We start from the raw sequence: 26,057 nt of genomic DNA, 5'->3' as shown, positions 1-26,057 counted from the left end.
CAGCTCGGACTTTCTTGCCGGTCTAGCGCTCGAGACCGGACAACCTAGAACATACGATTGAGCCAATTTTCTCATCCGCTAGTGGCGTATAATTCAATGTCAGTACTAAGTGGCAACGCTAGTGTCCGCCGGCGGCACGTATTAAGAAGTTCGGCCGGTGATTGGGCGTTAAAGCCGTCGGAAAGCATCCGCAGCGGCCACGACGGTAAAGCCCTCCATCACATTACGGGCGCGGCGAAGGCGGTCATCCACCTCGGACGTCGACAAGGAGATCGCATACTCGATCGCCGCCTGAATTTCGAATGAAGTCAGACCGCAGACCAGTCGTGGATCGATCTGTGCAACGATTTCCGAACTTCCGCAAAACTCCGATACGATGACAAGGCGCCCGCGCATGAGAGCTTCGTTGACGACGAGCCCCCATGGATCGATGATCGACGGCAGGACCAGCACGTCGATGTCGTTGAAGAACGCCTCCAACTCCAAGCCTGCAATATAGCCACAGGCTATTTCACGCGGCCAAATATCCACCGGGTCATAGCCAGCTAAATACAGGGTAAGGTCAGGGTGCAGTATGGCGTCTACCGCAGTACGAAGTGCACTGACGTTCTTACGGGCGACGCCGCTGCCCAGATATCCGAAGCGTCGCAACGTCTGCACCCGCCGACGGGCAGCACCCAATTCCGGCGCGGGCACGACTTGGGGGATGCGTCTGATAACGCCCTCGTAGCCCAAGCTTGCGAGGTATCGGTCACTCATAGCGGAGAAACTGGCGGCGCCATCATTAAAGCGCAACAAGCCTCGCGAGGTCATCGTTTGGTACAGCGTCTTTCCTTGCCCCTTCGAAGGATCGGGAATATGCTCAACCCAAAGATAGGTTCGGCCGGCGATGCCTTTGACCGTACGCGCAAGGAGTAACATCGCGACGTTGGTGGGATTGTTATCCACCATTAGTGCGACCTCGGCCTTCTTTGGAAGACCCAGATGCCCGACCGGCAAGACCACCTTTGCAATTTGCCGCGTCGGAATTCGCCGTGCCACATAGTTCTTCGGTGTCTCTTCAACCCACCTGCGGCCTTCGTCGACCCCGGATTGTAGGTACATCACTACAAGCTTGCGATCCTTGCCGAGTTCCTCGAAAATCGCATGTCTGCTGGGCGAAAAATAGTTTTGGAAGATCAGCAGATCGGTTTCGTCGCTCGGCCCGAAGTTCATCAAATGCTCCGCACGTTGCTCCAGTAGACCATCCGATACGAAGGACGCTGGCACCGCGCAAGGCTCGGATCGCCGATTGTTTGCGCCCCGCGACTGGCGTTAAAGGTAGCGCTGCAGGAGTAGTGTCTGCGGTTTTTCGATACCATCGACCGGGTCTGTGGAGCTCATGCTTTTGCCCCAGGTCCCCCCCCCGGCGAAATAGGTCGCGCCGATGAACACATCCTTGTGCCGAACCATGAACGATAGCAGAGCGTCGAGTTCCGCCAGCGACGCGGCGCTCGGGCCGGTGCCGAACTCGCCAAGGAAGATTTTCTTGCCGTTCTGACGTGCCCAGCCGTAAATGTCGTTGAGGACACGCGCACCCACGCCGGGGATAGCGACGGGAGTGCCGCCGCCATAGCCTTTGTCGAGATATTGATGCGCATCAAATGCGTAGTTGTTGCCGGGGTCTCGCGCCAACAGCATGACCTTCGCATTAGCTGTTTTAAGCCAGGAATGCGCGCCCGTCCATGCGCTGCCCGAAAACAGCACCTTAGACGTTGCGCCAGCGGCGCGGATGGCAGCGCATGCCGCGTTCTGCGCAGCGAGATTGGCCATCGGGTCCTCGTCGTGTGGCTCATTCATCAGATTGTACCAGATCCGGCCGTTCGCCTTGTAGCGGCGCGCCATCAGCCCCCAGAAATCCGCGAACGCTCCCGCATCAACGCTTGAGCCGGTCTGGGCGATGATCTGATCGCCGCGCCGACCGTAATCATGCGCGTCGAGTAGAATCACCGCGCCTGCGCCGGTCGCTGTTCGAATAAGAGCGTCGAGGCCGGCGAACGCATCGATCTCTAGTGAGCCACCGACCGCGAGTTGTAGACGGTTCCACTTGAACGGCACACGAAAGACGTTGAAGCCCTTCCCAAGATAATAGCGAAGGTTGTCCTCGAGGGGCCAATGCCATTTTCCGCCAATCATGGCGAACTCCGCACCGGCCAGGTTTACGCCCAAGCGGAAGCTGCCTGCTGACATCACCCGCGCGGGGATGACGGTGGATCCTACAGCTGCAACTAGGGCAGCGGCCCCGCCCTGGACGATGAAACGGCGAGAGATCATAGACATATCAAGCTTTGTGCCGGGGCGGCCACGTACTGGCAAGCGCCTTGATGCCGGCCCGAGCAAATGTCGCGGCGAAACGACCCGTACACACAATCAACCATAACCATGCTAACCCGTAAACTTGCACGGAGTCGCATGACACATCCACCACGATCAAGCCACGTCGATGACCTTGACTTCACAGTGCTTACCGACCCGCGTGCTTGCACTCCGCACGCGCAGGACGGTATCGGCAAGTCTACCGAACCAAGCGATGCCGGGCCTCTCGATATACCGATACGTAAACTTCGCGACGAGGATGACGACCGCAAGATACGCGATGGTGATCGCGTCCATTAGCAAGCCACTGTTACCGATCAACGCCAGATCGGTTCCCGGCAGCACCCAAGCCTGATGACCAATCCGTCCACCCACCTTTATGACGTTGGTCACCGCAAAGGCGATGAAGAAATGCACCATGTAGATCGAATAGGACGTCAGCCCGAGGCGCAGCGCGAACGGCGCCCTGAGGACCGCCGAAACCTTGCCCGCCTGACGTGACAGCACGAAGATCACCCCGGCAAAGACCAACGGCGCAACGACGAACTGAACGCGCGGCATGCTCGGCAAAAGGATCGCGATCGCGCATCCGACCGCGACAAGCTCAGCCGCCGTGCCGATGCGGCCGACCCGCGCCGCCCGGAACCGCCAGACGAAGGTGCCGATGAAGAACGAGAAAACGCAGCGTTCGATGCCGATCACCTTGTGAACGACGCACAGCATGCACAAGGCGACGACGATCAGCGCGGCGTGAAAGACGATGCGCGCGGAGCGGCCGGGTATCATGGCCGAGAGGGCGAACAGCAGATATGCCGCGAGCTCCACGCTGACACTCCAGCTGGGCGCGTTCCAGCCCGCGCCGATATAAGGGATCAACCCGTTCAGCATTACCAGATTGATCGGTATGCCGAGTAGAGTGCGATCCTCGCTGAAGGGCGGACGCGGAAGCGGCATATGGGCGTACTGGCTGCCGAGGTACAACGCGGTCTCGGCCGCTATGAAGCACAAGAGCATGACGACGTGCAGAGGCCAGACGCGCCCGAACCGCTTGATCATGAAACGCAACGATGCAGCGCCCCCGTTCAGCCGGTCAGCATATGCGTGGGCGATCACGAAGCCGCTGAGGACGAAGAAGAATTCGACGAAGAGATAGGCGTTCCGCGTCGTAGGGAAAAAGTAAATATGGCTAGCGACCTGAAGGTGATGCAACGCGACCCCCAGCGCAGCGATGCCGCGCAGGCTGTCGAGCGCGTCGTACCGGACCCTCGGCTCTTCTTGCGTGTCGAGCGGGAAATCCCTTGAAGCGTCGTTCATGTATGCCCCTCAACGGAATGCTTACCTTTATCACCGAACCGAACCACCGCCCTCAGCTTGTTTTAAAAAAGGCGAGCATGTTGTGCCGAAAACGAGCAAGCAAGGCAGCCCCCCCAAAAACACAGCCTATAACTAACCTCGTCAACCTAATGAAGCTTCTCCAGCAAGCCGCATTCGTCTACCAAGGCATCTCGCGAGCCGATGCGAAGGAAACTCGACGGCCTTGTAAAAACACCAACATAATATAGCTACAGATAGCAAAGTCACCACCCAATACACAAATGGACTCCAACCAGTTAGATTACTTTCCATATATTGCATAATAAGCATATGTGTCAGATAAAGGCTGTATCCGGCTATGCCAAACTGCTCCAGAATTGCTAAAGAAGATTTTCCTGTTCCACGCTATGTTTCAGCCGCAAGCCAAAATACACACAGTATACCGAAAAACCATATCGTCCACATACAGCCTATGGTGATCGATCCACATTATGGCCCTTAGGGCGCCAATATACCCCGGTCCGAGTATGTGCGAGACAAGAAGGGTTGCAACCAGAGGTAAGCCTAGACGAATACCACGCCGCAACCAGAATGCTGGAAGCACGACACTTGATTTACCAATATTGGCGCCGTGAATGAGAAATCCCGAAATGACAAGAAACGGTCACTGCAGCCGTTCCGTTCCATGTAGTATTGCCGATTAACAGCAATATATCATTCACGAGAGAGTCTGGCTTAACGACGCGATCAATCGGATACCGGGCGCCATGGTATAAGGACACCCACATGGCTGTAATGAACCGAAGAGTATCGAGCCCAAGAACAACTTGTTTTGGCCGAATTTTGTGATCGAGTGTCTCTTCACACAGGGCGTTTGTTTCGACGTGAGTTCCCAAGAGCATTTCCGATCTATCTAATGCCATTCACGTTACTTCCGACGACAAGGAGACGGAACCGCGGCGTATCACCGGGCCGGTTCCAGTGGCACCGCCTGCACCTGCGGCCCGTCGGAGACGGCAGGCCGGGGCGCGAGGAACGAGGTGGGCATGATCCGCCCGCGCCGTCGCGGCAGGAACGGTCCGATCATCATGCAGAGACTTCGCACGAACGATGCGCGCACGCGGACCATATCCCCCTTTAGAAGCGACACGAGAAGGCGCGCGAGGGTTTTTGTAATCTGCCATGCATAAGTGCCGTAATAGCCATGCTGGAGTAGCACGGCGCCGTTACCCAGCGAGTAGAAGAAGGCGCGTTCGACGCGATATTCGTTGGCGGTATCGAGCGGGGGATGATCAATGAAGATCGACGCCTGTCGGCGCCCCTTGAACCCGTTGCGCAGCAGGCGATATCCGAAATCGAACCCTTCGCTTGAGCCGTGGATGCAGGCGATGCCGAGTGTCGCATCGAACTGGGTCTTGACGAAGGCGTCGCGTCGCACTGTCAATCCGGGTTCCCACATGTGGACTATTACGGTCCGCTCGTCGAGATCGGTATCGCGCGCGACGGCGCCCCCCGACATTACCTCGCCGGCGGAGTGGATGTTGCAGGTGACGAAGTCGAGCTTCTGCGCCTCCATCACATCGAGGATCTTGATCGAGAAATTGCGATCGATTGGAAAGGTGTCGTCGTCCAGAAAGCAGATCGTGTCGTAGCGGGCGGCAAGCCCGCCGATGTTGCGTGCTTCCGATATGCTAACTAGATCGACCGCGATGACCGTTACGCCCGGATAGACGGGCGGGCTGTCCATCCGTCTGCCGTCCCACACCAGAATGATCTCGAACCGTATGTCTTGCTGCTGGACGAGATTAGTCAGTACTTCTGACAGGCGATGATCGACCTTGGACTTTTGGATCGTGCAGATAACGAAGGAAATCGATCGCATTGGCGCTGGCCCCCATTGTAACGGCATCGCTGCGACGCGGAATACGATCGTCGTCCGTCCAGCCGTTCAAACCCCAAAGCAGGTCAACGCGCTCCAGGTGTTATCAGCCACGCGATAGCTTCCGCTACCGGGCGGCACAACCCCACGACTCCGGATGATGGGGCCAAGTACTCGGGTAGCGGCTCCATTCTTACTGCATCGCCGCATATTTTGGTGCATTGCCGCAATGTTAGCCGGGATACTGCTATGTGGCCATACTTTTACGGGCCGGACATTGCATGAGGTGATGGCGCTAACCGCCAACGTACGCTAAGATGAGTTTCGAAATGGGCGGGGCAGAATGACATACTCACGCATCGCGATCACGGGTATAGTGTGGCAATTCCTGCAGATTGCCGCAGATCGCGTGACTCAGGCGCTGGTGTTCTTGATAGTAGCCAAGGTGATTGGCCCCCGTGAGTTCGGCTTTGCTGCGCTGGCCACGACGGCTGCGGTGATCGTGATGACGACACTTCAAGCCGGATCTCAGATCGTTGTGCAGCGCAAGGAGGTGGACGAGACTTTCCTAAACTCGATCTTCTCATTGATGGCTTGGCTCGGCGGTTTGAGCTCGCTGGTGATGGTAGTGATCTGCGCAATCTTCTACAACATCGGCGATCTCAGAGAGATCGGGTTGCTGATGCTGCCGACCATGCTGGTGCCGCTCGCTACTGCCTTTGGCGTGGTGCCCGATGGGCTGTTAATGCGCACCTTTGCATATCGCCGGTTGGTAGTGCGCAGGTCGGTGGGCCAGGTGGCGGCCGGGGCGTTATGCTGCTGGCTAGCCCTCGCCGGAGCCGGGGCTTGGAGCATCGTGCTTCAAGTGACGCTCGCGCCTATTGTCTCAACTGTCATCAGCGTACTGAGCACCTCATGGCGCCCGCGGTTCGCGCGCGGCGGCTTGCGCGGTCTCGCAGGCATTTCTAGCGACATCCTTGGTATGGCGGCCTTAACGCAGGTGAACATCCGTTCGGCGGACGTGATCGTCGGCGCATTCGTCGGCCCCGCCGCGATCGGCGTCTTTCGCCTCTCGCGGGTGGCTCTCGACATGGTCACGGGTTTTGTCCTTAATCCCGTTAACAATACGCTACTGCCGATCTTCTCGCGCATGGAGGATCAGCGCGAGCGCGCGATCGAGGCCATGTGGCAGGTATGTCGCTCGATGACGGTGGTAGCGACGCTCCCAATGGTCGTCATGCCCTTCGCAGGTCCGTATCTGGTCTCGGTTGCATTGGGTGGTAAATGGTCGGAATTAACGGGCACAACGGCGATCCTGCTTGGCGCGCTGCCACTAATCGCAGTGGCCTCGCCGTTGTCGTCGTTCCTGGTGGCGTTCGGATCATCGCGGTTGGCCTTGAAGAACAACCTTTGGCAGCTCTTGCTCAACGTCGTGTTCCTAGCGATTGGCGCCATGTTCAACATCTACGTTGCAGCCGCGGCCTTCGTGTTGCGCTGCTTCGTGGGCTTCGTTGGACTTACGTTGGTACTGCAGCGACACAATTCGTCGGTGCGCGCCAGTACAGCGCTATCGACGCTCGCGCCCGTTCCCGCTGGGGCCGCCGTGATCCTGGCGGTCGAAGGTCTGGTTAAGGTTCTTGGCTTGGACTTGAATACTATTGGCGGCGCGATCCTTGCCACCCTGCTGGCCTGTACCACGTATTTCGCCGTGGCGTTCCTGCTGTTCGGCGCGCGCGTCCTAGAGGTTGCGCGCCGGGTTCTAAAGCGGCCGGAACAATTGCAGGCCCGAGGGTAATACGAGAACAAGCAGTTACAATTAAAATTGGGGGATCAATGATGTCGAATATCGCAGTAGTGTGTGCTTTTCCGCCGGATCGCAACACAGGCATGTACACGGTGGATTATTCCGCGGCGCGCTTTTTCGCCGAAACGTTTCCGGCCGAGTCCGTCTCCTTCTACTGCCTCGGCGACCCTGATCGCGCAGGTTACGATCTTGAGAAGCGACCCGTTGCATATAAGCCGCTGCATCGCCATCTTGACGACCTCCATGCTGCAGACCTGATCGTCTATTGGGGCGATTTCCTGCAATCCAAGGGCTATTGGGATGCCGACCTCTGCGGATGGCTCGTGCGTGATGGCATTGCCAGTACTAAGGCGGAGGCCGAAAATCTGGTCTATCGCGCATTGATGCTTGAAGATGCACCCGATGCGGTGTTGGGCAGGGTCCTGATCTTTGGGGGCACCATCATTACGATCGGCGCTATCGAGCTGAGCGACACTCGCTATCGCACCGCGTTGGAACGAATGCTACGCCTCGCCAAGGGCGTATATTTTCGTGACGCGATTTCGGCCGCTAAAGCTGATCCGTATCGCGGTGGGCGTTCGGCTCTTGGCATCGACTGCGCGTTGCTGTTGCGCCCGGAAGATTACGCCGCTGCGGATCTGCCCTTGCCTGCCGCAGCGAACAGCGGAAGTCGCCTGCGACTTGGAGTGTTCTTCGGTCGCGCAAAATGGATCGTACAGCCTCTCGCCTTCTCACGTATGTTGGCAAAGAAGCTGGACGCGGAGGCGACCTGGGTACCATGGTTGGGGTCCGCGCCCCGTCAGTTGCCGTTAGCGCGCGCCGCGGGCTATCCAGCCTCCTCCAAGCCACCCTTGCCTCAAGACATCTTTCCGGTCCTAGCAACCTGCAATTTCATCGTTTCCGACACCTACCATCTCTGCGTCAATGCTTGGAACATCGGCATTCCGACAATCTGCCTGGGTTATGGGGCGGAGCGGATAGCACATACGCTGGGCGACAAGAAGAAGGAAACGTTGTTTAGCATGAACGGGGCAGCGCCCTTCTACGTGTATCGCGAGTCCATCGCAAACCCGACAAATTTGCGTAGCGCGGTCGCTCATGCCGCGCAAATGCTTCGCGACAGCGCCGCCACCGATATCGTACGGACGTCGATACGGGCACAATCAGCAGCCGCTCGCGAGAAACTGCTCAGCGCATGTCTTGCAGAGATGTAGGCAGTTGTCCGTTTTAAACGCGATAGGACTGGTACCCGCCGCAGCCCAATATACTTGCTAGGTGGCTGATGAAAACCCGCCGCAAAAGCGTACAAGTGGGCAGTCGTTTACTGCTAGCCTGTGCGCTCTACACCGCGACCGGCACGATAACGCGGTTGTCACGCCAGACGGCCAGATCGACAATACCAAGTGAGGCCCTTTAGAAACAATGTGCTTAAGCCACGACCAATGTCAGCGAAAATCGCTTTTTGTTGCATGGCTACGTAATCTTCGATACGCAACTGCAACATCAGGAGGCTAAGCCTTTGCCAATTGCCCTGGATCTCGTGCTAGCTACCCGGCCCAATGCCTCCACCGGAATCGAACGGTACGCGATAAATTTGTTCGATGCATTGAGAGGGATAGCCCACGATACGATTGCGTTTGTTGACGAGCGCTCGACCGTACTTAATGGCGACGGATTAGTACCCGTGAAAGGCGGTTTCGCTGGCTGGCTTGCGCTGCCATCCACCAAACAATATCGCAAACAACTGTTTGACACACTTGTATGTCCGGCATTTCCACCAAGTCCGCTTGCCTTACTTAACAAGACACCAGTCGCCCGGATCATCCACGACGATTTCCCGTGGACCCGTTCCAACGCGATGAACTTCCGCGGCCGCTTTTTGTTCAGGGATTTGGAAACCCGTATGGCATCTCGCTACAAATCTATCTTCGCGCCGACGGACCTAATGGCCCATAGCTTGTCAGATATTCTACGGCGCGACGTAGTCCCGATCGGTAATGCACCAGGCATCGATCTTGGCGCAGCCCCGCCAGCAGACCGGGCGAAGCAACAGTTGATAGCGGTAGGCACTATCGAGCCGCGAAAGAACTATAACACAATCCTTGCCTTGGAACCCTATTTACCCGCTGATTGGTCATTAGCGATTGTTGGTCGAAACGGCTGGGGGCCGGTCGCGGCCAATTGGGAGAAACATCTTGCCGAGCGAGGCGGTACGCTAGAATGGCACGGTCACGCTTCGGATCAAACTTTGCTGGCGTTATACCAGACTTCCAAATGCTTTATTTCGATGTCCTTAGCCGAAGGGTTCAACATGCCTCTGGTCGAAGCTGGTAGCCTAGGCTTGGCTGTCGTTTGCAGCGATATCGAAATTCATCGTACGGTGGCCCCGCCTTGGGCGAGCTTCGTACCGCTTTCAATCTCATCAGAAGATCTTGCGAATGTCGTTTTGCAGGCTTCGAACAATCTCCCCGCCAAAGCGGCGGTCGCTGCCTATAGCGAGCAATTCAGTTGGATCGCGATCGCAAAAAGACTTTTACGCCAGGTCTCACAGTGATCGCTTTTACATTGACTGTACCTCAAGTGTACGATGATGCCGGAAGGCTGTCGCATTTCCCTGAGAGGGTGACAAAATTAGCATTTGCGCCCGCCGAACTACGCTTTACCGAATGTGCTATTCCGCGTTCTTAACTAGTTTCAAACTAGTGATCAAACCTTGCATTTGTCAATATAATAGGGTTACAGATGAACGACACCGGATTGATGGTTCAGCGTTCGACCTCGCGGGATCGTTATGGCCTTTGCTTTCAGCGCGCGCGCCTTATTGAAGTCGTTGAACTTGCATTTGCTCCCATTGATGCGCCACAGCTTTTCTGTACTTGTAACCTAAACCATCTCCGTCTCTTGCAAAGCGATCGAGCCTTTCAACGAGCATATCGTCTAGCCGTCGTTGTGACGGTAGATAGCCGCCCACTACAAATGCTTGCTCGCTTCCAATGCGGCGAAGCATTGCCACTCGTGACGGGCGCAGATCTTTTCCCTGCACTGATCGCACGGTTGCGGCCGGGTCTGGACCGCCCCTTTTTTGTCACTAGTTCGGACGATGCCGGCAGCACGCTCGTCAGGCAGCTTGTCACCCGCGGATTCGCGCCAGAGGCGGTAGGATATTTTAGCCCCCCGTTCGGCTTCCAGGATAACGATGTACATAGCGCGGACCTCATTGACCGAATCCAGGCACTTGGAACGACGCACCTATTTATGGGCGTTGGAGCACCCAAATCAGAGCGTTGGATCGCGAGCAAATTTGTGCAGCTTCCGTCCGCCCGAATATTTTGCGTCGGCGCAGCGCTAGACTTCACCTCAGGTCTGAAACGCCGTGCGCCGCTTTGGGTTCGTCGATTCAGCCTTGAGTGGCTGCACCGCCTGCTTAGCGAACCGAAGCGGCTTATCCCCCGCTATCTGGGAGACGCCTTGTTCCTCCTGAAGGTCATGAGCGGGCACCGGCTTGTTCAAATCTGCCCCCCCCCCGGCATCTCGGGCGAGGATCACGACGCGTCGCCTGCGCCTTCGATAGCCTAGGTTTCGTTAACAAAGCGCCGCGGCAGCGTGGCGGCATTGCTTGACCTTGCTGCGTAAGCCTGGGTGGATCGACCTTTCTTAAGAGGAGAAGGCTTACAACCATGATAAACACTTGTGACGATGCGGATACGAAGCCGGTCCGTTCCAATTTATTTACGAGAGTTGGCTGCCAGAAGTGGAGAGACAATACTCGGTCTCAGATTTTGGCAGAGAGCTACGAAAGGCTGGAAATTGCGGGCGGACCGTTCGGCGGGTTTTTGGACGGAGCTATGATGCCGGACGAGACTATCAACCAACCGCAGTAACGATCACTATCCGAGCCAGTCGTATCGCTCGTCGAAACTGACAACTTGAACTTCGTTGACGCACAGGCCTTGTCCGCTGACACCTCGACGCGCCTAGTCGACCCCCGCCGCATCGATGTCCGCAGCACTTCGTGCCTTGGTCCTTCGGCGCCCGCGTGGTGAGTTTAGCAGGGCTTAGGATAGAAGGGCCGTCCTGACGTCCAGCTCTCGAACGATGGCTTTAAGGTAAGGGTGGCCGGCAGGCAGCGGACTATGCAGCTTGTGCTACCGGCTTCGTAGGCTGTTGGGCCCGGTTCTAGGACATGAGCTCTTCCCATTGCGCCGCTGGCCAATCAGCTGCGATCTTCCCAGTGACGTCGGCGATGTAGGCCTGCGGGTCGACGCCATTGGCCTTGCAGGTCTGGATGACGGTGTAGATCGCTGCGGAGCGCTCGCCGCCCGTCTTCGAACCGGCGAACAGCCAGTTGCGTCGTCCGACGGCAACGCCCCGCAGCGCACGTTCGGCGATGTTGTTATCGATCTCCAGGCGCCCGTCATCGATATAGCTACACAATGCCGGCCATCGCTTCGTGCCATAGGCGATAGCCTTGGCCATGTCGGACTTCGGCGACAGCCGGCGTAGTGCCGCGTCGAGTATCTCGCGCAGCGCATCGACCAGCGGCTTCGTCTGGTTCTGCCGCGCCGCCAGCCGCACGTCTGGCGGCCTGCTGCGGACCTCGGCTTCTATGCCGTACAAGGCACCGATGCGTTCAAGAATGTCGGTGGTCTGCGGCGTGGCAACCCGCTCGTTCAAGTCGAACACTTTGCGCCTTGAGCAGGCCCAGCACGCGACATCGGTAACGCCGCTTCGATAGAGCCCGTCGTAACCGGCATGGGCCTCGGCCTGGAGGAAGCCTCGAAATCCCGCGAGATGGGCTTGCGGATGCGCACCGGTGCGGTCGGTTGTGAAGCGATACCATGTCACTGCCGAGGTCGTGTTGCCCTAGGCGCGGTCGTCGACCGCATAGACTCACAGCCGCCCGATCGCGGTACCTCCGCGGCCGGGGTCGAGCATGCGTCACCGGCCAGACGAAACGCCCACGGTCCATCCGCTTCGAAACAGGCATAGTCCCTGACCGTCGAACCACAGCAATTTGATCAGGTCGCTGCGCTTGCCGCAGAACGCGAACAGCGCACCAGAATGTGGTTTCTCCCGGAGCACCTGCTGCACCAATACCGCCAGGCCATCGAAGCCCTTGCGCATGTCGGTGACGCCGCACGCCAGGAATATCCGCGTCGATGTCGGCTGCGGGATCATCGCGCCAGCACACTGATCACGCGCGATAGCGCCTCGGCGTCGATTGTGCCGTCGACGGTCAGCCGTACAACCGACGGCAGCTCGATGCCGATCTACCCCGTGGTCCGGGCGTCCGCTGCCACCTCGACGGGCGGCGCCGACAGCATCACGGGCGGCTCGCTGATCCGGACTTCCGCAAATGCGGTCTGAGGCCGGGCCGGCACTCCGCTCAGTGCACCCGACATCGCCTGGCGCCGCCAAGTGTAGATCGCGCCTCTCCCGACCTTGTGACGCTCGACCGCCGCCCCGGACCGACCCATCCGGCCCAAACGGATGACGTAGGATTGCCAGCTTCTGTTCGACCGTCCAGCGGCGTCGACCCGACACCCGACCGACAATCTCGATATGACCACTCATACGACCGGTCGTATGACTAGTCGCTACATCCGCGGTTGGTTCGATAGTCTCGTTTGACATCACGGCCCCGTTCAAAGAGCCACCATCAACCCGTTGAACGCTCGACCTACAAGGCGCCATTCAGACCACGCTTACGCTTCAAGCCTTGTCCCGCGATTTCATCGCCTCGATCAGCTTCTTGACTTTTTGGCCGCGACCGCGCGGCATGACTAGAGCGGTTTCTGACCAGTCTGCAGCGTAACCAGCGGCTGCGAAATAGTTCGAGCATTCCTGGGGCGAGTAGAGGTCGACGATACGGCCGATGGCAACCCAGAGGCCGTGAATTGTCCGCTCTGCCGCTTTTCGCAGATGCGCCTTCAGCTTCAGAAGGCCATCTCGATAGGGTTGAAGTCCGGGCTGTAGGGTGGAAGGAACAGGAGCCTGGCACCTGCGGGTTCGATGGCGGCGCGCACGGCCGGCGCCTTATGACTAGACAGGTTGTCCATGATGACGACGTTGCCGGGCGAGAGTTCGGGCACAAGGACACGGGTCACGTAGGTGGTGAAGGCGTCACCGTTCATCGGCCCGTCGAGCACCCAGGCCGCGATCATGCCGGTGCGGCTGAGACCCGCGACGAAGGTGGTGGTTTTCCAGTGCCCGTGCGGCACGCCGGCCCGCAGTCGTTCGCCGCGTGGCGCTCTGCCGTAGCGACGTGCCATGTTCGTTGATGCCCACGTCTCGTCGATGAAGATGAGCTGCTCGGGATCGAGATCGAGCTGACCATCGAACCATTCCTCGCGCCGCCTCAGGATGTTGGGACGATCCTGCTCTGTGGCGTGCGCGGTCTTTTTTTGCGCGTGATCCCGCGTCGCGCGAAGAACCGCCATATCGTGCCGAGTGCGACCTCGGTGCCGTGATCAGCCAGAAGCGCCTGCAACTCGGCCAGGGTGATGTCGGGCGTCGTTTTGTAAGCCTCCAGGATCAAACCGGCATTCGCCTCGATCCTCATCGAACGTCGATCGCCGCCCTGCTGCTGTGGCGCCGGCGTCCCGTGCGGGTTTGCAAGCTGCTGCCACCGGACGGCGCTCGCGGCGCTGACACCGAACCGAACCGCGGCCTGCCGACGCAACAGACCACCCGCGATCGCCGCCACAACTCTATCAAGAAGATCTACTGACAATGCTCGCGCCATCCATGCCAGCCTCCTGCACCGGCAGGAATCCTGAATCAGAAAACCGCAGCGACGGGAATCCCCTCATGATTCAGCACGGGCAGAAACCGCTCTAGCACGTCGTTGCTGCTAAAAACCACGATCAGGCCCTCGACCCCCACCAGCGAGACGCGGATGCCGTCGCTGCGGACGAAGCAAGTTTTCGTGCCGATCGCGAGCACGTTACCATTGCCATGATTGCGGTGAGCGTTGCCGTCACCATCGACATCGCTGATCGCATGCAGTGCATCCCAGCTGCCGACGTCGTTCCAGCCCATATCGACTGGCACCACGGCGACGCGCCGGCCTTTTCTGTTACCGCGTAGTCAATCGGAGCGTCCGGCGAGGTGGCGAAGGCGGCCGCGTCAGAATATATCCGCGTGCCCTCCATACGCGCCTTGTCCATCGCCGCTTGGGCGGCAATCAGAATACACGGATTGAAGTGTGCAAACGCTCTGAGATAGGCGCCAGCAAGGAACAGGAAGATTCCGCCGTTCCATACATGATCGCCGCTGGCCCGCATTGACTGGGCCTTGTCGACAGGAGGCTTCTAGACGAACCGCGCGACGCGGTTGACGCCGGGCTGCAGCTCCTCACCGATTTGGATCCACTCATAGCCAGTTTCAGGCGCGTCGGGCGCGATGCCAAAGGTGACGAGCCACCCTTGCGTGACGAGCGCCATCGCCGCGTCGACCGCGGTTTGGAACGCCGCCAAAATCACCGATCACGTGATCCGACGGCATGACGAGGAGCGCGTTGCCGCCGCCACCTGCTGCGATCGCTGCAGTGCTCTCCGGCGGCGCGGTATTGCGGCCGATCGGCTCGAGGATCAGCGCCTGAGGCGCCGCGCCAACATCGGCCAGCGGCTGCTCCACGAGGTCGGCATGCCGACCGTTGATGAGGCGCGCGCTGACCGGACCGAGCGCGATCGCTCGGCTGCCTGCTCGAACGGTTGCTTCCCGAAAGCCACTGTGCAAGATGGCCACTACCCTATTTCTAGGCTTGCGAACCTCCATGCTAATCCGTTCCACCGTAATGACTGCCCTCATAATCGCGGTCGCTGCTTGTGCGGAAAAGGGCAGCGGCCCTGTCTTGTCGACCGGCGATCGTTATCTGTCTGGTTCGCCTGCGTTTGACGATTACAGACTAGGTGTTGGCGATCGGATCAAGGTTACTGTGTTCAACGAGCCGACATTGTCGGGAGACTTCGGTGTTGCAGCGGACGGCGCCATTTCATTGCCCCTGATTGGAAATTTGCCCGCGACAGGGCATACGGTGGCCGAGGTCATTGCTGCCGCGCGCGCCCGTTACGCCGACGGTTACCTGCGCCTGCCGAAGCTTAGTGGGGAAGTCAGCACGTTGCGGCCCTTGTTTATACTCGGCGAGGTGTCGTCACCGGGTAGCTATCCGTACACGTTCGGGCTGACCGCCATGAACGCCATCGCAACGGCTAGGGGTTTCACGCCACGCGCGAACCACGACATTGTGCGCATTCGTCGTCAAGGCGAGACTGAGGAAGTTAATTATCGCCTTACCCCGGAGCTGCGCGTGTATCCAGGCGACACAGTTCACGTGGGCGAGAGATATTTCTGACAATAGCAGCAGTGTAAGGAAGCGACTTGTGACGACCCGGCTCTGGGCGGCAGCTGTGTTAATGCCTCCGGCTGTCGTTTTGCCCAAGGCGGCTTGCGCACAAGTTGAGGAGGGCCTGGTTGTCCAGCCAACTATCCCGCAGGACTTCGGCCGAGACCGCAACGTGAGCGTGCAACAACAATCTCGTCCGGACTATACGCAACTGGGCGTTCCGCTAGGTGGAGTAACCTTTTTCCCTAGCATTGACATTGGTACCGGCGCCACCTCGAATACCTACAACACCTCTAGCAACCATATTGCGGCCCCCTTCCTCTATCAGCAGGGATCGGCACGCCTCGTTTCGGGATGGTCTCGTCACCTGCTGCAAGTCTCCGGGACGACAACCCACCGTGAATATGTCGGCGAACCGCAACGCAACGAGCATCTGTGGAATTTTAGCGCGGTTGGCCGGTTGGACGTATATCATTCCGTCAAGATCGATGGCGAGGTTAGCATCGCGCGCAAAGCCGAGAACAGCTTTTCGGGTGAGGTCAGCCCCATCGTGGCGGCCTTGTCTCGTTACCGCCGCGACGCTGCGTCACTCAAAGCCAGCTATACGCAAGGCCGCGGCCGCGCCTTTGTATTATTCGATTATTCCGATTTCGCTTTCGCACCGATACCGCTACGGGCCGGCGGCGAACTTGATCAGAGCCAACGCGATCGACAGGTCACGCGCCTGACGGCGCAATTCGAATATGCGAGGACCCCATCCGTCTCGCTCTTTGTGCAGATTGGCGGCGGTCGTACGTACTTTGATCAGCTGCTTCAGTCGGGGCTGCCGAATGTCGATTCCAGGGCTGTACGGTTCCTCAGTGGCGTCAACGTTGATATCGCTGGGCGCATCCGGGGGACGATCGGCGTCGGCTATGGCATTCGCGACTTTGACGCAGGCATCTACAGGACGGTGCGTGGCTTCTCGTTCGAGACACAACTCGAAGCTTTTCCAACCCGACGCCTTACCCTTGGAATGACGGGGCGACGCTCAATTGAGGACGCCACCGTTGGTAGTTTCAATCCGTATTTAAACACCAGCCTCACTGTTAGATCCGATTACGAAGTATTGCGGAACATGATTCTCAGTGCGACTGGTGATTTATCGCACCTTTCCTTTCAAATTAGTCGAAACACGACCAATTTTTACAGTGCCAGCGTTGGTGCGCGCTTACTGTTATCACGGCGCTTAAGCTTGAGGGGGGGCTGAACTATCGTCAGCGACCGTCGAGCGACACTTCTAGCTCATTAAGCGAAGCTCGCATCGAGACCGCGATAACGTTCCAGTTGTAAAATATTCGGGTATCGTACGTATCATAACGCTAAGTCTTAGCTGCCGCTTGATTGGCAAATAGGGAAGTCGGACGAGATGGAAGTAAGACACGAAGCGGACGAGCAGGAGGTTCGGCTTGCGAACGTTATCAGCGTGGTTAGGGATACGGTCCGCCGGCGCTGGTTGACGCTGTTCGCCGTCACCGCCACGGTGTTCGTGCTGGGCTGCGTTCTAGTTTCGTTCATGACACCCCAATATTCAGCTACCTCCAAAGTGCGACTATACCCTAGCCGCAGCCCGTTAAGCGGCGGCACTCAGCAGGCTGCTACCTTATCGGATGATGCCATCCAAACCGAGCTTACTGAGGTAAGATCGCTAGCCGTAGCTCGCGAAATCGTCCGATCTCAGGATCTGGTCGCAGACCAAGAATTTGCTCAGGTGCTGACGACCACTACCAATTCCTCGCTCAACAACTCGGCCGCTCGAGAGACGGTAGTTGCCAATGCACTGCTACAGCATCTCACAGCCTTGCGTGAGAAGGATGCTTATGTCCTCGACCTGACCGTTACTTCGACCGACCCGATCAAAGCGGCGCAGCTCGCCAACGCATTTGCTGAAGGTTACATCAAATATCGCAGCAGCAAATCGCTTGGGACAGCTAAGGAGCAGAACACCTGGTACCAGCAACAACTCGGTGCTCTTGCCAAGGATGCGGCACAAGCCTCGGCGCGTGCGGCAGAGTTCCGTGCCCGTTCTGGCATTATGGAAGGTAGTGTTGGTGGGGGTACGATCATCGATCAACAGGTTGCACCCCTGGCCGGCACGCTTTCATCCGCTGAGAGCGATGCCGCAACTGCGCGCGCTACGCTGGCTGCAGCACAGGGGCAGGTCGCACGAGGCAATTTTGACACCGTGTCCGAAGTTATAAGTTCACCAGCGATCCTTGCGTTGCGCAATCAGCGCTCTCAAGCGTTGTTGGCGCAGAATGAGGCTGAGAAGCGATACGGCGAGCGGCATCCTGAAAGTATCCGCGTGCGCGATCTGGTGAACTCAATTGACGCGCAGATAAAGACGGAGGCGAACCGCATCGTAGTCTCGCTCCGGGGTAATGCGACGGCGATGCAGGCTCGCGTCGATAGCCTGCACCAGTCGCTTGGCCAGCTCGAGCATCAACGTGAGCAGAGCGTTCAGGCGTCCGCCACCGCCGACACTTTGCAGCACGAGGCAGACGCCAAGCGCGCACTGTATGACAAGATGTCGCAGCTTTCGCTCGACAGCATGCAGGCCGCAACGACGCAGTCGACGCTTGCCGAGGTGGCCGTCTCGGCTCAGCCCCCGTCCGCTCCTAGCGCACCCAACAAGCCTCTTCTTTATATGCTCGCCCTGATCGTTGGCCTTGCCGCAGGCACAGCCACCATCGCCGCGCAGGAGATGCTGAGTGGGGGATTCCGTTCGGTGGCGGATTTGGAAGCGCAGCTAGGGTTGCCCGTGCTTGCCGTTGTTCCTCGGGTCGGTAAGTCCGACAAGCCAACGGAACTCATGCTCGAACGCCCCACCTCGATGTTCGCCGAAGCGTTTCGCATCGCACGCACAGCTATTATTGGAGGTCGGGATCGCGCGGACGTGAAGGTGATCGCGATAACGTCCTCCTTACCGGCGGAGGGCAAGACCACGTCGGCCGTTGCCTTCGCGCGAACACTGGCAATCGCCAATGCACGCGTCCTTCTCCTAGAGTGCGACGTACGGCGTGCGACGGTTCGGCAAATGGTGCGAAGCACGACGCTCAAGGTTGGACTGGTGGAACTGCTTCATGGAGAAATTTCCCTCGAGGAAGCCATCGAGCCAAGCGACGTGCCCAATCTCGATCAATTACTCGTTGCCACTCCTTATTTCTCAGGCGAGAACCTGTTCGGCGAGGGCCGCATGGAGCAGCTTCTCGAGGCAGCCCGCGCGCGCTACGACTACATCGTGCTTGATCTGCCACCGTTGATGGGACTGGCGGATGGACGCTACCTTGCTACACTTGCTGACGCGACTGTACTCGTGGTTAAGTGGAGCAGTACGCCGATTTCTGCTGCTGTGTCTTCCGCCGATTGGCTGCGTAAAGACGGCAGCAAACCCGTAGGAATTATCTACACACAAGTAGACCCAAGTGCGCACTCCGTTGGCGGGCTTTACTACTATTCCAAGCAATATTCGGAATATTACCAAAACTAGGAATCCGGCGTGCTGCCGGCATCACCAGCGGTACGGCTGGGAGGCTTGCCTGCGGCGGTACAGCTCACGCAAAGGGCGCGACGCGAGCGCGCCCACCAAGAACCTCGTTTGCTTGACGTCGATCAGAGTCACTGGACCCACTGCGGCCAAAGTATGGCACCCGTCTGTGAAAGGTGTCGCCGCAAGAGGCGCGCTCATCTCGTTCACAAACGCCGCTACAATGTTGTCCGGAGCCAGCTTGTCGATCCTCAGCAGGCGTACGGCCGCCCCGTAGGTGCCTGTGCAACCTTGAACCGGCAGGTAAAGATTCCCGCGATGCCATATCGGTGTGCCACCAGGCCGCGCGCCATGTAAATCCGTGAAAAAGGGATTGGCGATATAGGACTGCCACGGCCCCTCGATCCTGTCGGCATACGCTGCGCACAGCTGCACGAGCCGAGCAGCGGGCGGAAACGCCGGGGAGTAGAACAGCCACCAACGTTCGCCATCGTAGAAGGGCGTCGCGTCCAGCGGAACATGGTCAAGGGTAATCTTTACTGTCCGTTCCCAACGATACGGAAACGATACCGCGCGATACAGCCACAGCCCGCCCGACTGGAAGCTCTCAGGCAGTAGCCACGTCTCCCCTTCCGCTTCGAACACGAACGGGTAAGAAAGATGCCAAGGTTCGCGCAGCACCACCGTTTGCTCGACGAGCGTCAACGCAGCATCATAGACGGATACCGCAATACGACCGACAGAATCGCGATAATCGAACCACTCGGTGAAGACATACAACTGCCCGTCGCGCCAAAGGCCAAATGGGTCAGCGAGATATCGAAGATTACTTGAACCTGGTATCCAATCGAAGGCAAATCCCTCGAGCGACCTTGTCGTCACTATTTCAGCGATAGGCGCACGAAGGATTGCGCATCGCCAGATGTCCTTACGTAGCTGCATCAATCATCCTAGCACGCACGACCACCAAATGAACCAGCGCGGGTCCGCTTGCGCATACCTCCCTCCTGGCGTAGCAGATGCCTGTCAAGAGTTGAGCGTAAGCCTGGGGATCGCCCCCTGGGTCGAGGACTGTGGGGCACCGATTGGTACGGATAGCTGAAAGTGCGCCCGGCCGTGTAACGCCCGACTTCACGCTCTTGGCGGTTTCGTCCGGCGGAGGGCATTGGGAAGAAATGATGATGCTGCGTCCGGCGCTTGCGGCATTGGATCCCGTGTTTGCGACAACCGATGCTGAACTGGCCAAACGCGACGGCATCATCAAGTTCCACCTTCTGCCGGACTGCAATCGGGACGAGCCTCGACGAGCGCTACGGTGCCTCATGGCGTCGGTTCGATTGGTGTGGCGTGTGCGACCAGCGATCCTAGTGACCAACGGCGCGCTACCTGGGCTTTTCTGCCTTATCGCCGGGCGCTTTATCGGCGCTCACACGATTTGGATCGACAGCATTGCAAATTCTGATCAGCCGTCGTTGAGCGGCGCATGGGCGCGACCTTTCGCAAACGAATGGTTCACACAGTGGGCGCATCTCGCGAACGGCTGGCGTCGCTATAACGGCGCGCTGCTATGATCCTGCTGACCGTCGGCACCCAGCTTCCTTTCGACCGGTTCGTGACGATAGTCGACCGGCTTGCGCCAACACTGCCGCAGCCGGTATTTGCGCAGATTGGAGAAGGAGTTTACCGGCCCAAGAACATGGAATGGCGTTCATTCGTCGGACCTATCGAGTTCGAGCGGCGAATCGAGCAGTGCAGCTATATCATCTCTCACGCGGGTATCGGTACAGTCGTTATGGCGCAGAGGCACCGCAAGGGAGTGATCCTGTTTCCCCGGGTGGCCGCGCTGGACGAACATCGCAACGATCACCAGCTCGCCACCGTACGAGCGCTCGGCAGCCGCTCCGGGATTGCCATAGCACTGGATGAGACGGAGCTGAACAGGCTGCTGAAGGCGCCGCCCCAGGCACCCAGATTTGCCGAACAAGTGCCAGAGCGTGACCGTCTGTGCAGTGCCATAGCGGGCATAATCGCGGGCGAACAGCGCCGCCGTCAACAGAAGTAGTCGACCGTGAGCCTTCCCAACGCCGAAGACCGCTTTCGTCTCCCCCGCCTTTCCCGGGCAAAGACGCGGCATCGTGACGACCGCCCGCGATGGGCCAACACGCTTGCCCAATTTGCGTTCTCCGCGTTGATCGTTCTGGCGATTGCCGGTCCGTGGATGACGAACCAAGGCGACGAGACGTTGAGCAAGGTGCGAGAACTCGGCTATGTCGCGATCTGCATACTCGCCGCCTCTGCCTTGCGTCCATGGCGAAATGCGGAGCGGCTGTTGGTTGTGCCTTGGCCGCTCCTCTTATCTTTAGGGTATTGCGCCCTAAGCCTGCTATGGGCCATTGAACCCGGCCTCGGGGCCCGCCGCCTGGTGCTGACGGCAATGGTACTGTGGGCAGTGTTCGCGCTCGTACGCTATATCGGCCCGGAACGCTCCGCCACGATATTACGCGCACTCATGGCGCTGCTGCTGCTGGTCAACTTCGCTGTCGTGTTTCGCTTTCCGGCGATCGGCATACATGGCCTCGGCGAAGCCGATCTCGCCGGCAATTGGCGCGGAATCATGGGGCAGAAGAATTTCGCCGGGTTCACCTGCGCCATGACCATCATCTTGTTTGCGTTTCCCGTCCAGAAGGTAGCGATCGCGGCTCGGATCGGGATCATCCTCGCCGCAGCCGTTTTCTTGCTTCTCACCCATTCGGCTACGTCGTTTGGTGTGGGCATTGCGGCGCTGGTCGCTGGCGCGCTGTTCGATCGAGCCACGACTCTGCGGGGGCAATCTAGGCTTGCCGCGCCGGCCTGGACGTGGGTGCCCCTCGCTGTAGTGGCAGCAATATTCGTCAGCATGGCAATAGCACCCGCACCGTATGTCGACCTCCTCCGAGATCCGGCAGGTTTCACCGGCCGTTATGGAATTTGGACCGCGCTGATCCAACTGTACGCCGATCGGCCTTGGCTTGGCGTTGGTTATGGGTCGTTATGGGATCTAGGATCGGGCGGGCCGATCCACGCCTATGCGCACGGCTGGGTTGCTGAGGTGAGCCAGGGCCATAACGGCTATCTCGACCTTCTTGCTCAGATCGGCGCACCCGGAACCTTGGTCGTTCTGTTCGCGACGCTGGTGTGGCCTCTACAACGGTTGTTGCGCGGCGGGAATCAACGCGCCCGCGTGTTCAGTGCTGCCGCGATCCTCATGAATCCCCTCATTTCAGATTAGCCCGAAGGTTTTTTTGAGGATCTGTTGCTTCTGGATAAGGTGTTCGAACCGGCTGATGAGGGGGCGTAGTCGTACGTCGGGCATGGTGGGCATCAGTTGATAGTACATCACGCCTTGCCGGAACAGGGAGTGCACGCGTCGCTTGGTCGTGCTGGTTCGCAGATGCCGGTCGTAGCCGATGGCTTCGCCTGCGGCTCCGAGCACGGTCAGCAGCACGATAGCAAGAGCGGCGATCAACCACAGCCTGTCGCGCCGGGCTGGCGTTGAGATACGGGTTGCCGACATTCCCATCCCGAACCGCCAGTCTTTGGCATCCCGAAACGAGCACTCGATGCCCCAGCGTCGGGAATAGAGGTCGATCAGGGTCTTTGCCGACGCCGTGATCAGGCTTGTGGCAAGGCACCATGGCTCTTTCATGTCCTTGGCATGCACGCACAACACAGCCCCGACCGGGCAGTCCTGCGCAGTGACGGTCGCCTCGCGCAGCAGCCTGGCGCGCCCCGAGGGGCCGACCCATTCCTTCGCCGGACGGCTCTGGCCTGCGGCCGTCACTTTGATGTTGCCGCGAAATCGGATGACGTAATCGAAGCGCAACTCATCGCGGAGCACCGCGTACAGCTTGGTATCGCCAAAGCCGCGGTCTGCGACCAGAAGCACCTTCACCGCGCTCGGCAGGAGTTCGGCAAGGCGGGTGACGACCCAGTATTCATAGTAGTTGCGCCTCTCCTTTAGCTCCGCTTTGCTCACTGTCAGCCATAACAACGGTGTCGCCCGGCCATGCTCGGTGAGCAACGACACCATCAAGGTCGAGTGACCGTCGGCATCGAACTCGGTCCAGTCCATCGCGACGACGATCTGTGTGCGACTGCCAAGGCAATACACAACCCACCCGGCCATCAGCGCATCGACATCGATCCCGTCATTCGACAGCAACCGGTCCACCTGCTTGATCGCGTGACGCGATAGCCCACCCTGTGCCAGCGCGAGCCCGTGCCCGATGGCACTGACCGCCAGCGACGACGCACGCAGCGTGCCGACCGTCGCATTTGCAAGCGATGTCACCCGCTTCGCGTGCAGATCCTCACCAAAAAGTTCAGCGACAAACGAATGAACCCCATCAGAAGAAAACGCCGCCTGGCCATTCATGAACGTCTGTTCCCCATTCCAACCGGGAAAACAGAATCACCATTCTCGCCCTACGTCATCCGGAAAATGAGGGGATCGGTGAGGCCGCGATCATGTTTTGCCTTGGTCACAACTTTACGGAGACAAGCCTGTTCGATCGCGACACGCTGGGCCAAATATTTCTGTTGATCGCTATAGCGATGCTCTGGAACAGCACCACTGCCGTGCCCGTGCCTCTCCAGAAAACTGCCTCTCAGAAAGGCGGGACGAAGCAAAGGCGGAAGCGTCGGTCGGTTTCCGACTCCAAGGCAGCGAGAGCCGGGTGAATTCCCCTCCCGCTACCACTCGACGCATGGTGGTACTTGGTGGAACGATCCACCACCCCGGCGGTATCGAATCGTTTTGCGCCCGCGCGGTACAGGCGCTTGCCCGCCATGGGGATGACTGGGAGGCGGAGTGGTGGCCAACGGACACCGCTTATTTTTCTTTGCGATACGTTAACAAAGTACACGCCGCATGGCGAAGACTAATCGATCTGGACGAAGTTGACCTGGTATGGCTGCAATGGAGCACGCTTCTCGACCTAATATTCCTGTGGCGGCTGAAGAATTTCGGGATGCCCGTGCTGGTGACGCCCCATCTTGGGGCGCAGGCCCGCCTCCAACGTTGGCCCGCGTTGCGGTACCTAAGCGCCAAATTGCTCGATCGAGCCGATCGGCTGGGATTGTTGTTCGACGGGCAAGACGGCGAGATTGCGCTACCGTCCGGTATTCCTCGCTCGCTTTTGGGTACGTTCCTGCCTGAGAAAGTCCTCACTGCGCCGATCGTCGCAAGGACCGGCAAGCTCCACCTGATTCACGCTGGGCGGCTATCCGTCGAGAAGGGAAGCTTCCGGATGGTCGAGCTCTGCGCCATGCTACGCGATCGACGGATCCCGTTTACCGCGCAGATCATCGGCCGGGCAGACGCAGACGTTAGCGCTGCGCTTGCTGCTGCCATCCAGAAGGAAGATTTGGATACGGTTCTGACATTCGACGGCTGGATGGACGGTGAGGCGTTAGGTGCAGCGCTTAGCCAGGCGGACGTGCTGATCCATTTGTCCGAGCTCGACAGCTTCCCACTGATCGTGCTCGAAGCGCTTGCCGCCGGCGCCCTCCCCGTGATCGCGAACATGGCCGGGGCATCGGCGATGGTGCGCCGCTATGGCGGGTTCATCACGCCCGGTAGCAGCGTCGTCGCCGCGGCCGACTGGCTTGCCGAAAGCGCGCTCGCGGACCTGCGCCGGGATGGTTCCGCCGCAGCCGATCGCGTCCGGCATGATCAGGCTTGGAGTTCCGTCGTCGCGCGGTTGGAGCACGTCGCCAACGTCACCTTGCCCTTGGCAGCCGGTACCCGCGACTGATCGTTACGTCATTGCCGTACGACTCGCCACTCATGCAGCGTCATGTCGCCTAAGCCGGTAATGGGTTCTGCACCGATCCCCACGCCCCACAGCCACTCGTCGCCCGTGACCAGTCCACGCTGTTGCAGCCACCTGATGGCATGAAGCATGTCCAATTCGCCTTCAGGCAAGTCGCCGGGTTTTTCGAGCGCGAACATGCAGTATTTGTCGAACATTCTGACAGTCCAGCGTCGACCGGTCGGATCGACATATGCGCCCACCAAGCGGGATGAGTCGAAGAACTGGCGCATTTCCGCAGGTGCATGAAGGAACCATCCGATTTCAATGCGATTGGCTTCCACATCCGTGGCGTTCGACCGCAGATAGAATTCAGTTAGGACGTTGGCATCGCCCCACCGGTTGGCAATCGACCAGCGAAACCTTTGGCGGAACACCTTGAGGTCACGAACCCGCGTTGGTTCGACCCGTTGCTCGGTAACGCCGCCAGCATAGTTGTCGTACGCTACCCAGTTGTACCCCCACACGCCGGCCCCGTTTCTCGGCGCGAAAGGGGGCCAGCGCCACGAGATCTTTGTGTTGGCCGGAAACCGCTTGAGATCGATGATCATTGCGTCGGCAAAGCGGCTCCAAAGACGAGTTGAGGTAGCCAGCTCGCCGCCCCAAGGTCCCACATAGGCAAAGAACCGCTGCTTCGTGAAATCGGTTTTGGGCAGCAGCAGCAACTGACCCGGCTTGGGCGACGGTGCCGTTGCCCAAAACAGCAAAGCCACTAAGGCTAAGATCGCCAGCAGGCCGGCTGAAATCGCTCGTATCACCCGCAAAATGACCTCCCCAACGTGCGCAAGGCGAATAGCAGCATCGTCATCCGCGAGCCACCCGTCCTACTACACTGCTGGCCCTGGCTCAGCGCCCTCGTTCCCGTCGCTTGCTTGCCTGCGTTCTCACGCTTATACCTGCGAGATGCCGCGATACGGACGGATTTTTTAGTTGGTCCTGAAAGCGTTCCGCACCCTTTTCGGTGGACACGTAGCGCCGCG

Annotated in this window: 20 protein-coding genes and 3 pseudogenes; 11 read left to right on the top strand and 12 right to left on the bottom strand. The window is 58.9% G+C overall.

Annotated features, from left to right (window positions below):
• Positions 1 to 168: 168 nt before the first annotated feature.
• The 4 genes from HMP09_RS13350 to HMP09_RS13335 all read right to left on the bottom strand — a co-directional run bounded on the left by HMP09_RS13350 (position 169) and on the right by HMP09_RS13335 (position 5,551).
• A complete protein-coding gene (locus tag HMP09_RS13350; protein WP_176500760.1) occupies positions 169 to 1,215 on the bottom strand; it encodes a glycosyltransferase in 1,047 nt (348 codons plus the stop codon).
• Positions 1,216 to 1,314: 99 nt separating this feature from the next.
• Positions 1,315 to 2,229: a glycoside hydrolase family 5 protein gene (locus HMP09_RS13345; protein WP_232090274.1), complete on the bottom strand. Its 915-nt coding sequence runs from the start codon at positions 2,227 to 2,229 to the stop codon at positions 1,315 to 1,317.
• Between the two features lie 240 nt (positions 2,230 to 2,469).
• Positions 2,470 to 3,564 (bottom strand): acyltransferase family protein, encoded by a 1,095-nt coding sequence (locus HMP09_RS13340; RefSeq protein WP_232090266.1) that lies wholly within the window; start codon positions 3,562 to 3,564, stop codon positions 2,470 to 2,472.
• A 1,069-nt stretch (positions 3,565 to 4,633) separates the two neighbouring features.
• On the bottom strand, positions 4,634 to 5,551 hold the full coding sequence (locus HMP09_RS13335) for a glycosyltransferase family 2 protein (RefSeq protein WP_176500757.1): 918 nt from the start codon (positions 5,549 to 5,551) through the stop codon (positions 4,634 to 4,636).
• Between the two features lie 340 nt (positions 5,552 to 5,891).
• On the opposite strand from HMP09_RS13335, the gene HMP09_RS13330 reads away from it, so the two are divergent.
• The 4 genes from HMP09_RS13330 (at position 5,892) to HMP09_RS13315 (ending at position 10,928) form a co-directional block, all read left to right on the top strand.
• On the top strand, positions 5,892 to 7,343 hold the full coding sequence (locus HMP09_RS13330; protein WP_176500756.1) for an oligosaccharide flippase family protein: 1,452 nt from the start codon (positions 5,892 to 5,894) through the stop codon (positions 7,341 to 7,343).
• A gap of 41 nt (positions 7,344 to 7,384) precedes the next feature.
• Positions 7,385 to 8,566 carry a polysaccharide pyruvyl transferase family protein gene (locus HMP09_RS13325; RefSeq protein ID WP_176500755.1) on the top strand — a complete coding sequence of 394 codons (1,182 nt, stop codon included), beginning with the start codon at positions 7,385 to 7,387 and terminating at the stop codon, positions 8,564 to 8,566.
• Positions 8,567 to 8,814: 248 nt separating this feature from the next.
• Positions 8,815 to 9,906, top strand: a complete 1,092-nt coding sequence (locus tag HMP09_RS13320) for a glycosyltransferase (RefSeq protein ID WP_176500754.1) — start codon at positions 8,815 to 8,817, stop codon at positions 9,904 to 9,906.
• A 188-nt stretch (positions 9,907 to 10,094) separates the two neighbouring features.
• Positions 10,095 to 10,928 carry a WecB/TagA/CpsF family glycosyltransferase gene (locus tag HMP09_RS13315; protein WP_176500753.1) on the top strand — a complete coding sequence of 278 codons (834 nt, stop codon included), beginning with the start codon at positions 10,095 to 10,097 and terminating at the stop codon, positions 10,926 to 10,928.
• Between the two features lie 600 nt (positions 10,929 to 11,528).
• Here HMP09_RS13315 and tnpC read toward each other — a convergent pair.
• From tnpC to HMP09_RS18595, 5 genes and pseudogenes are all read right to left on the bottom strand, one after another.
• A pseudogene (gene tnpC / locus HMP09_RS13310) lies at positions 11,529 to 12,287 on the bottom strand (IS66 family transposase); the annotation flags it as partial.
• A gap of 1 nt (position 12,288) precedes the next feature.
• A pseudogene (tnpB, locus tag HMP09_RS13305) lies at positions 12,289 to 12,530 on the bottom strand (IS66 family insertion sequence element accessory protein TnpB); the annotation flags it as partial.
• A 624-nt stretch (positions 12,531 to 13,154) separates the two neighbouring features.
• A pseudogene (locus tag HMP09_RS13300) lies at positions 13,155 to 14,097 on the bottom strand (IS630 family transposase); the annotation flags it as partial.
• Between the two features lie 35 nt (positions 14,098 to 14,132).
• Entirely contained in the window at positions 14,133 to 14,408 is a 276-nt protein-coding gene (locus HMP09_RS18600) for a hypothetical protein (protein WP_176500752.1), read from the bottom strand.
• 257 nt (positions 14,409 to 14,665) lie between these two features.
• Positions 14,666 to 14,830: a hypothetical protein gene (locus HMP09_RS18595; RefSeq protein WP_176500751.1), complete on the bottom strand. Its 165-nt coding sequence runs from the start codon at positions 14,828 to 14,830 to the stop codon at positions 14,666 to 14,668.
• 320 nt (positions 14,831 to 15,150) lie between these two features.
• Between HMP09_RS18595 and HMP09_RS13285 the strand changes: the two genes are divergently transcribed.
• From HMP09_RS13285 to HMP09_RS13275, 3 genes are all read left to right on the top strand, one after another.
• Complete coding sequence (locus HMP09_RS13285) at positions 15,151 to 15,708, top strand: polysaccharide biosynthesis/export family protein (RefSeq protein ID WP_232090262.1); 558 nt, start codon at positions 15,151 to 15,153, stop codon at positions 15,706 to 15,708.
• A 28-nt stretch (positions 15,709 to 15,736) separates the two neighbouring features.
• On the top strand, positions 15,737 to 16,948 hold the full coding sequence (locus HMP09_RS13280; RefSeq protein ID WP_176500749.1) for an outer membrane beta-barrel protein: 1,212 nt from the start codon (positions 15,737 to 15,739) through the stop codon (positions 16,946 to 16,948).
• 159 nt (positions 16,949 to 17,107) lie between these two features.
• A complete protein-coding gene (locus HMP09_RS13275; protein ID WP_176500748.1) occupies positions 17,108 to 19,228 on the top strand; it encodes a GumC family protein in 2,121 nt (706 codons plus the stop codon).
• Between the two features lie 21 nt (positions 19,229 to 19,249).
• Here the strand turns inward: HMP09_RS13275 and HMP09_RS13270 are convergent, their stop codons facing one another.
• Positions 19,250 to 20,107, bottom strand: coding sequence for a glucosamine inositolphosphorylceramide transferase family protein (locus HMP09_RS13270; RefSeq protein WP_176500747.1), 858 nt, complete (start codon positions 20,105 to 20,107; stop codon positions 19,250 to 19,252).
• 293 nt (positions 20,108 to 20,400) lie between these two features.
• Here HMP09_RS13270 and HMP09_RS13265 point away from each other — a divergent pair, with 293 nt between their 5' ends.
• Genes HMP09_RS13265 through HMP09_RS13255 form a run of 3 tightly spaced genes read left to right on the top strand, consistent with a single transcriptional unit; the run spans position 20,401 to position 22,493 of the window.
• The gene (locus tag HMP09_RS13265) at positions 20,401 to 20,796 is read left to right on the top strand and encodes a glucuronosyltransferase (protein WP_176500746.1); all 396 of its coding nucleotides are present in this window, start codon (positions 20,401 to 20,403) and stop codon (positions 20,794 to 20,796) included.
• On the top strand, positions 20,793 to 21,287 hold the full coding sequence (locus tag HMP09_RS13260) for a glycosyltransferase (RefSeq protein WP_176500745.1): 495 nt from the start codon (positions 20,793 to 20,795) through the stop codon (positions 21,285 to 21,287). The genes HMP09_RS13265 and HMP09_RS13260 overlap by 4 nt, the downstream gene beginning before the upstream one ends.
• Positions 21,288 to 21,293: 6 nt before the next feature.
• Entirely contained in the window at positions 21,294 to 22,493 is a 1,200-nt protein-coding gene (locus HMP09_RS13255; protein WP_176500744.1) for an O-antigen ligase family protein, read from the top strand.
• Here the strand turns inward: HMP09_RS13255 and HMP09_RS13250 are convergent.
• Positions 22,485 to 23,639, bottom strand: coding sequence for an IS4 family transposase (locus HMP09_RS13250; protein WP_176500186.1), 1,155 nt, complete (start codon positions 23,637 to 23,639; stop codon positions 22,485 to 22,487). The two genes, HMP09_RS13255 and HMP09_RS13250, sit on opposite strands and share 9 nt — an antisense overlap.
• 331 nt (positions 23,640 to 23,970) lie before the next feature.
• Here HMP09_RS13250 and HMP09_RS13245 point away from each other — a divergent pair, with 331 nt between their 5' ends.
• Entirely contained in the window at positions 23,971 to 25,020 is a 1,050-nt protein-coding gene (locus tag HMP09_RS13245) for a glycosyltransferase family 4 protein (protein WP_176500743.1), read from the top strand.
• Between the two features lie 8 nt (positions 25,021 to 25,028).
• On the opposite strand, the gene HMP09_RS13240 is transcribed toward HMP09_RS13245, so the two are convergent.
• Complete coding sequence (locus HMP09_RS13240; protein WP_176500742.1) at positions 25,029 to 25,841, bottom strand: hypothetical protein; 813 nt, start codon at positions 25,839 to 25,841, stop codon at positions 25,029 to 25,031.
• Between the last annotated feature and the right edge of the window lie 216 nt (positions 25,842 to 26,057).

It is taken from the genome of Sphingomonas sp. HMP9 (genome assembly GCF_013374115.1).
In the GTDB taxonomy this organism is placed as follows: domain Bacteria; phylum Pseudomonadota; class Alphaproteobacteria; order Sphingomonadales; family Sphingomonadaceae; genus Sphingomonas.
The sequence above is the reverse complement of the archived record's forward strand: the minus strand, read 5'-3'. Positions and strand labels throughout refer to the sequence as shown.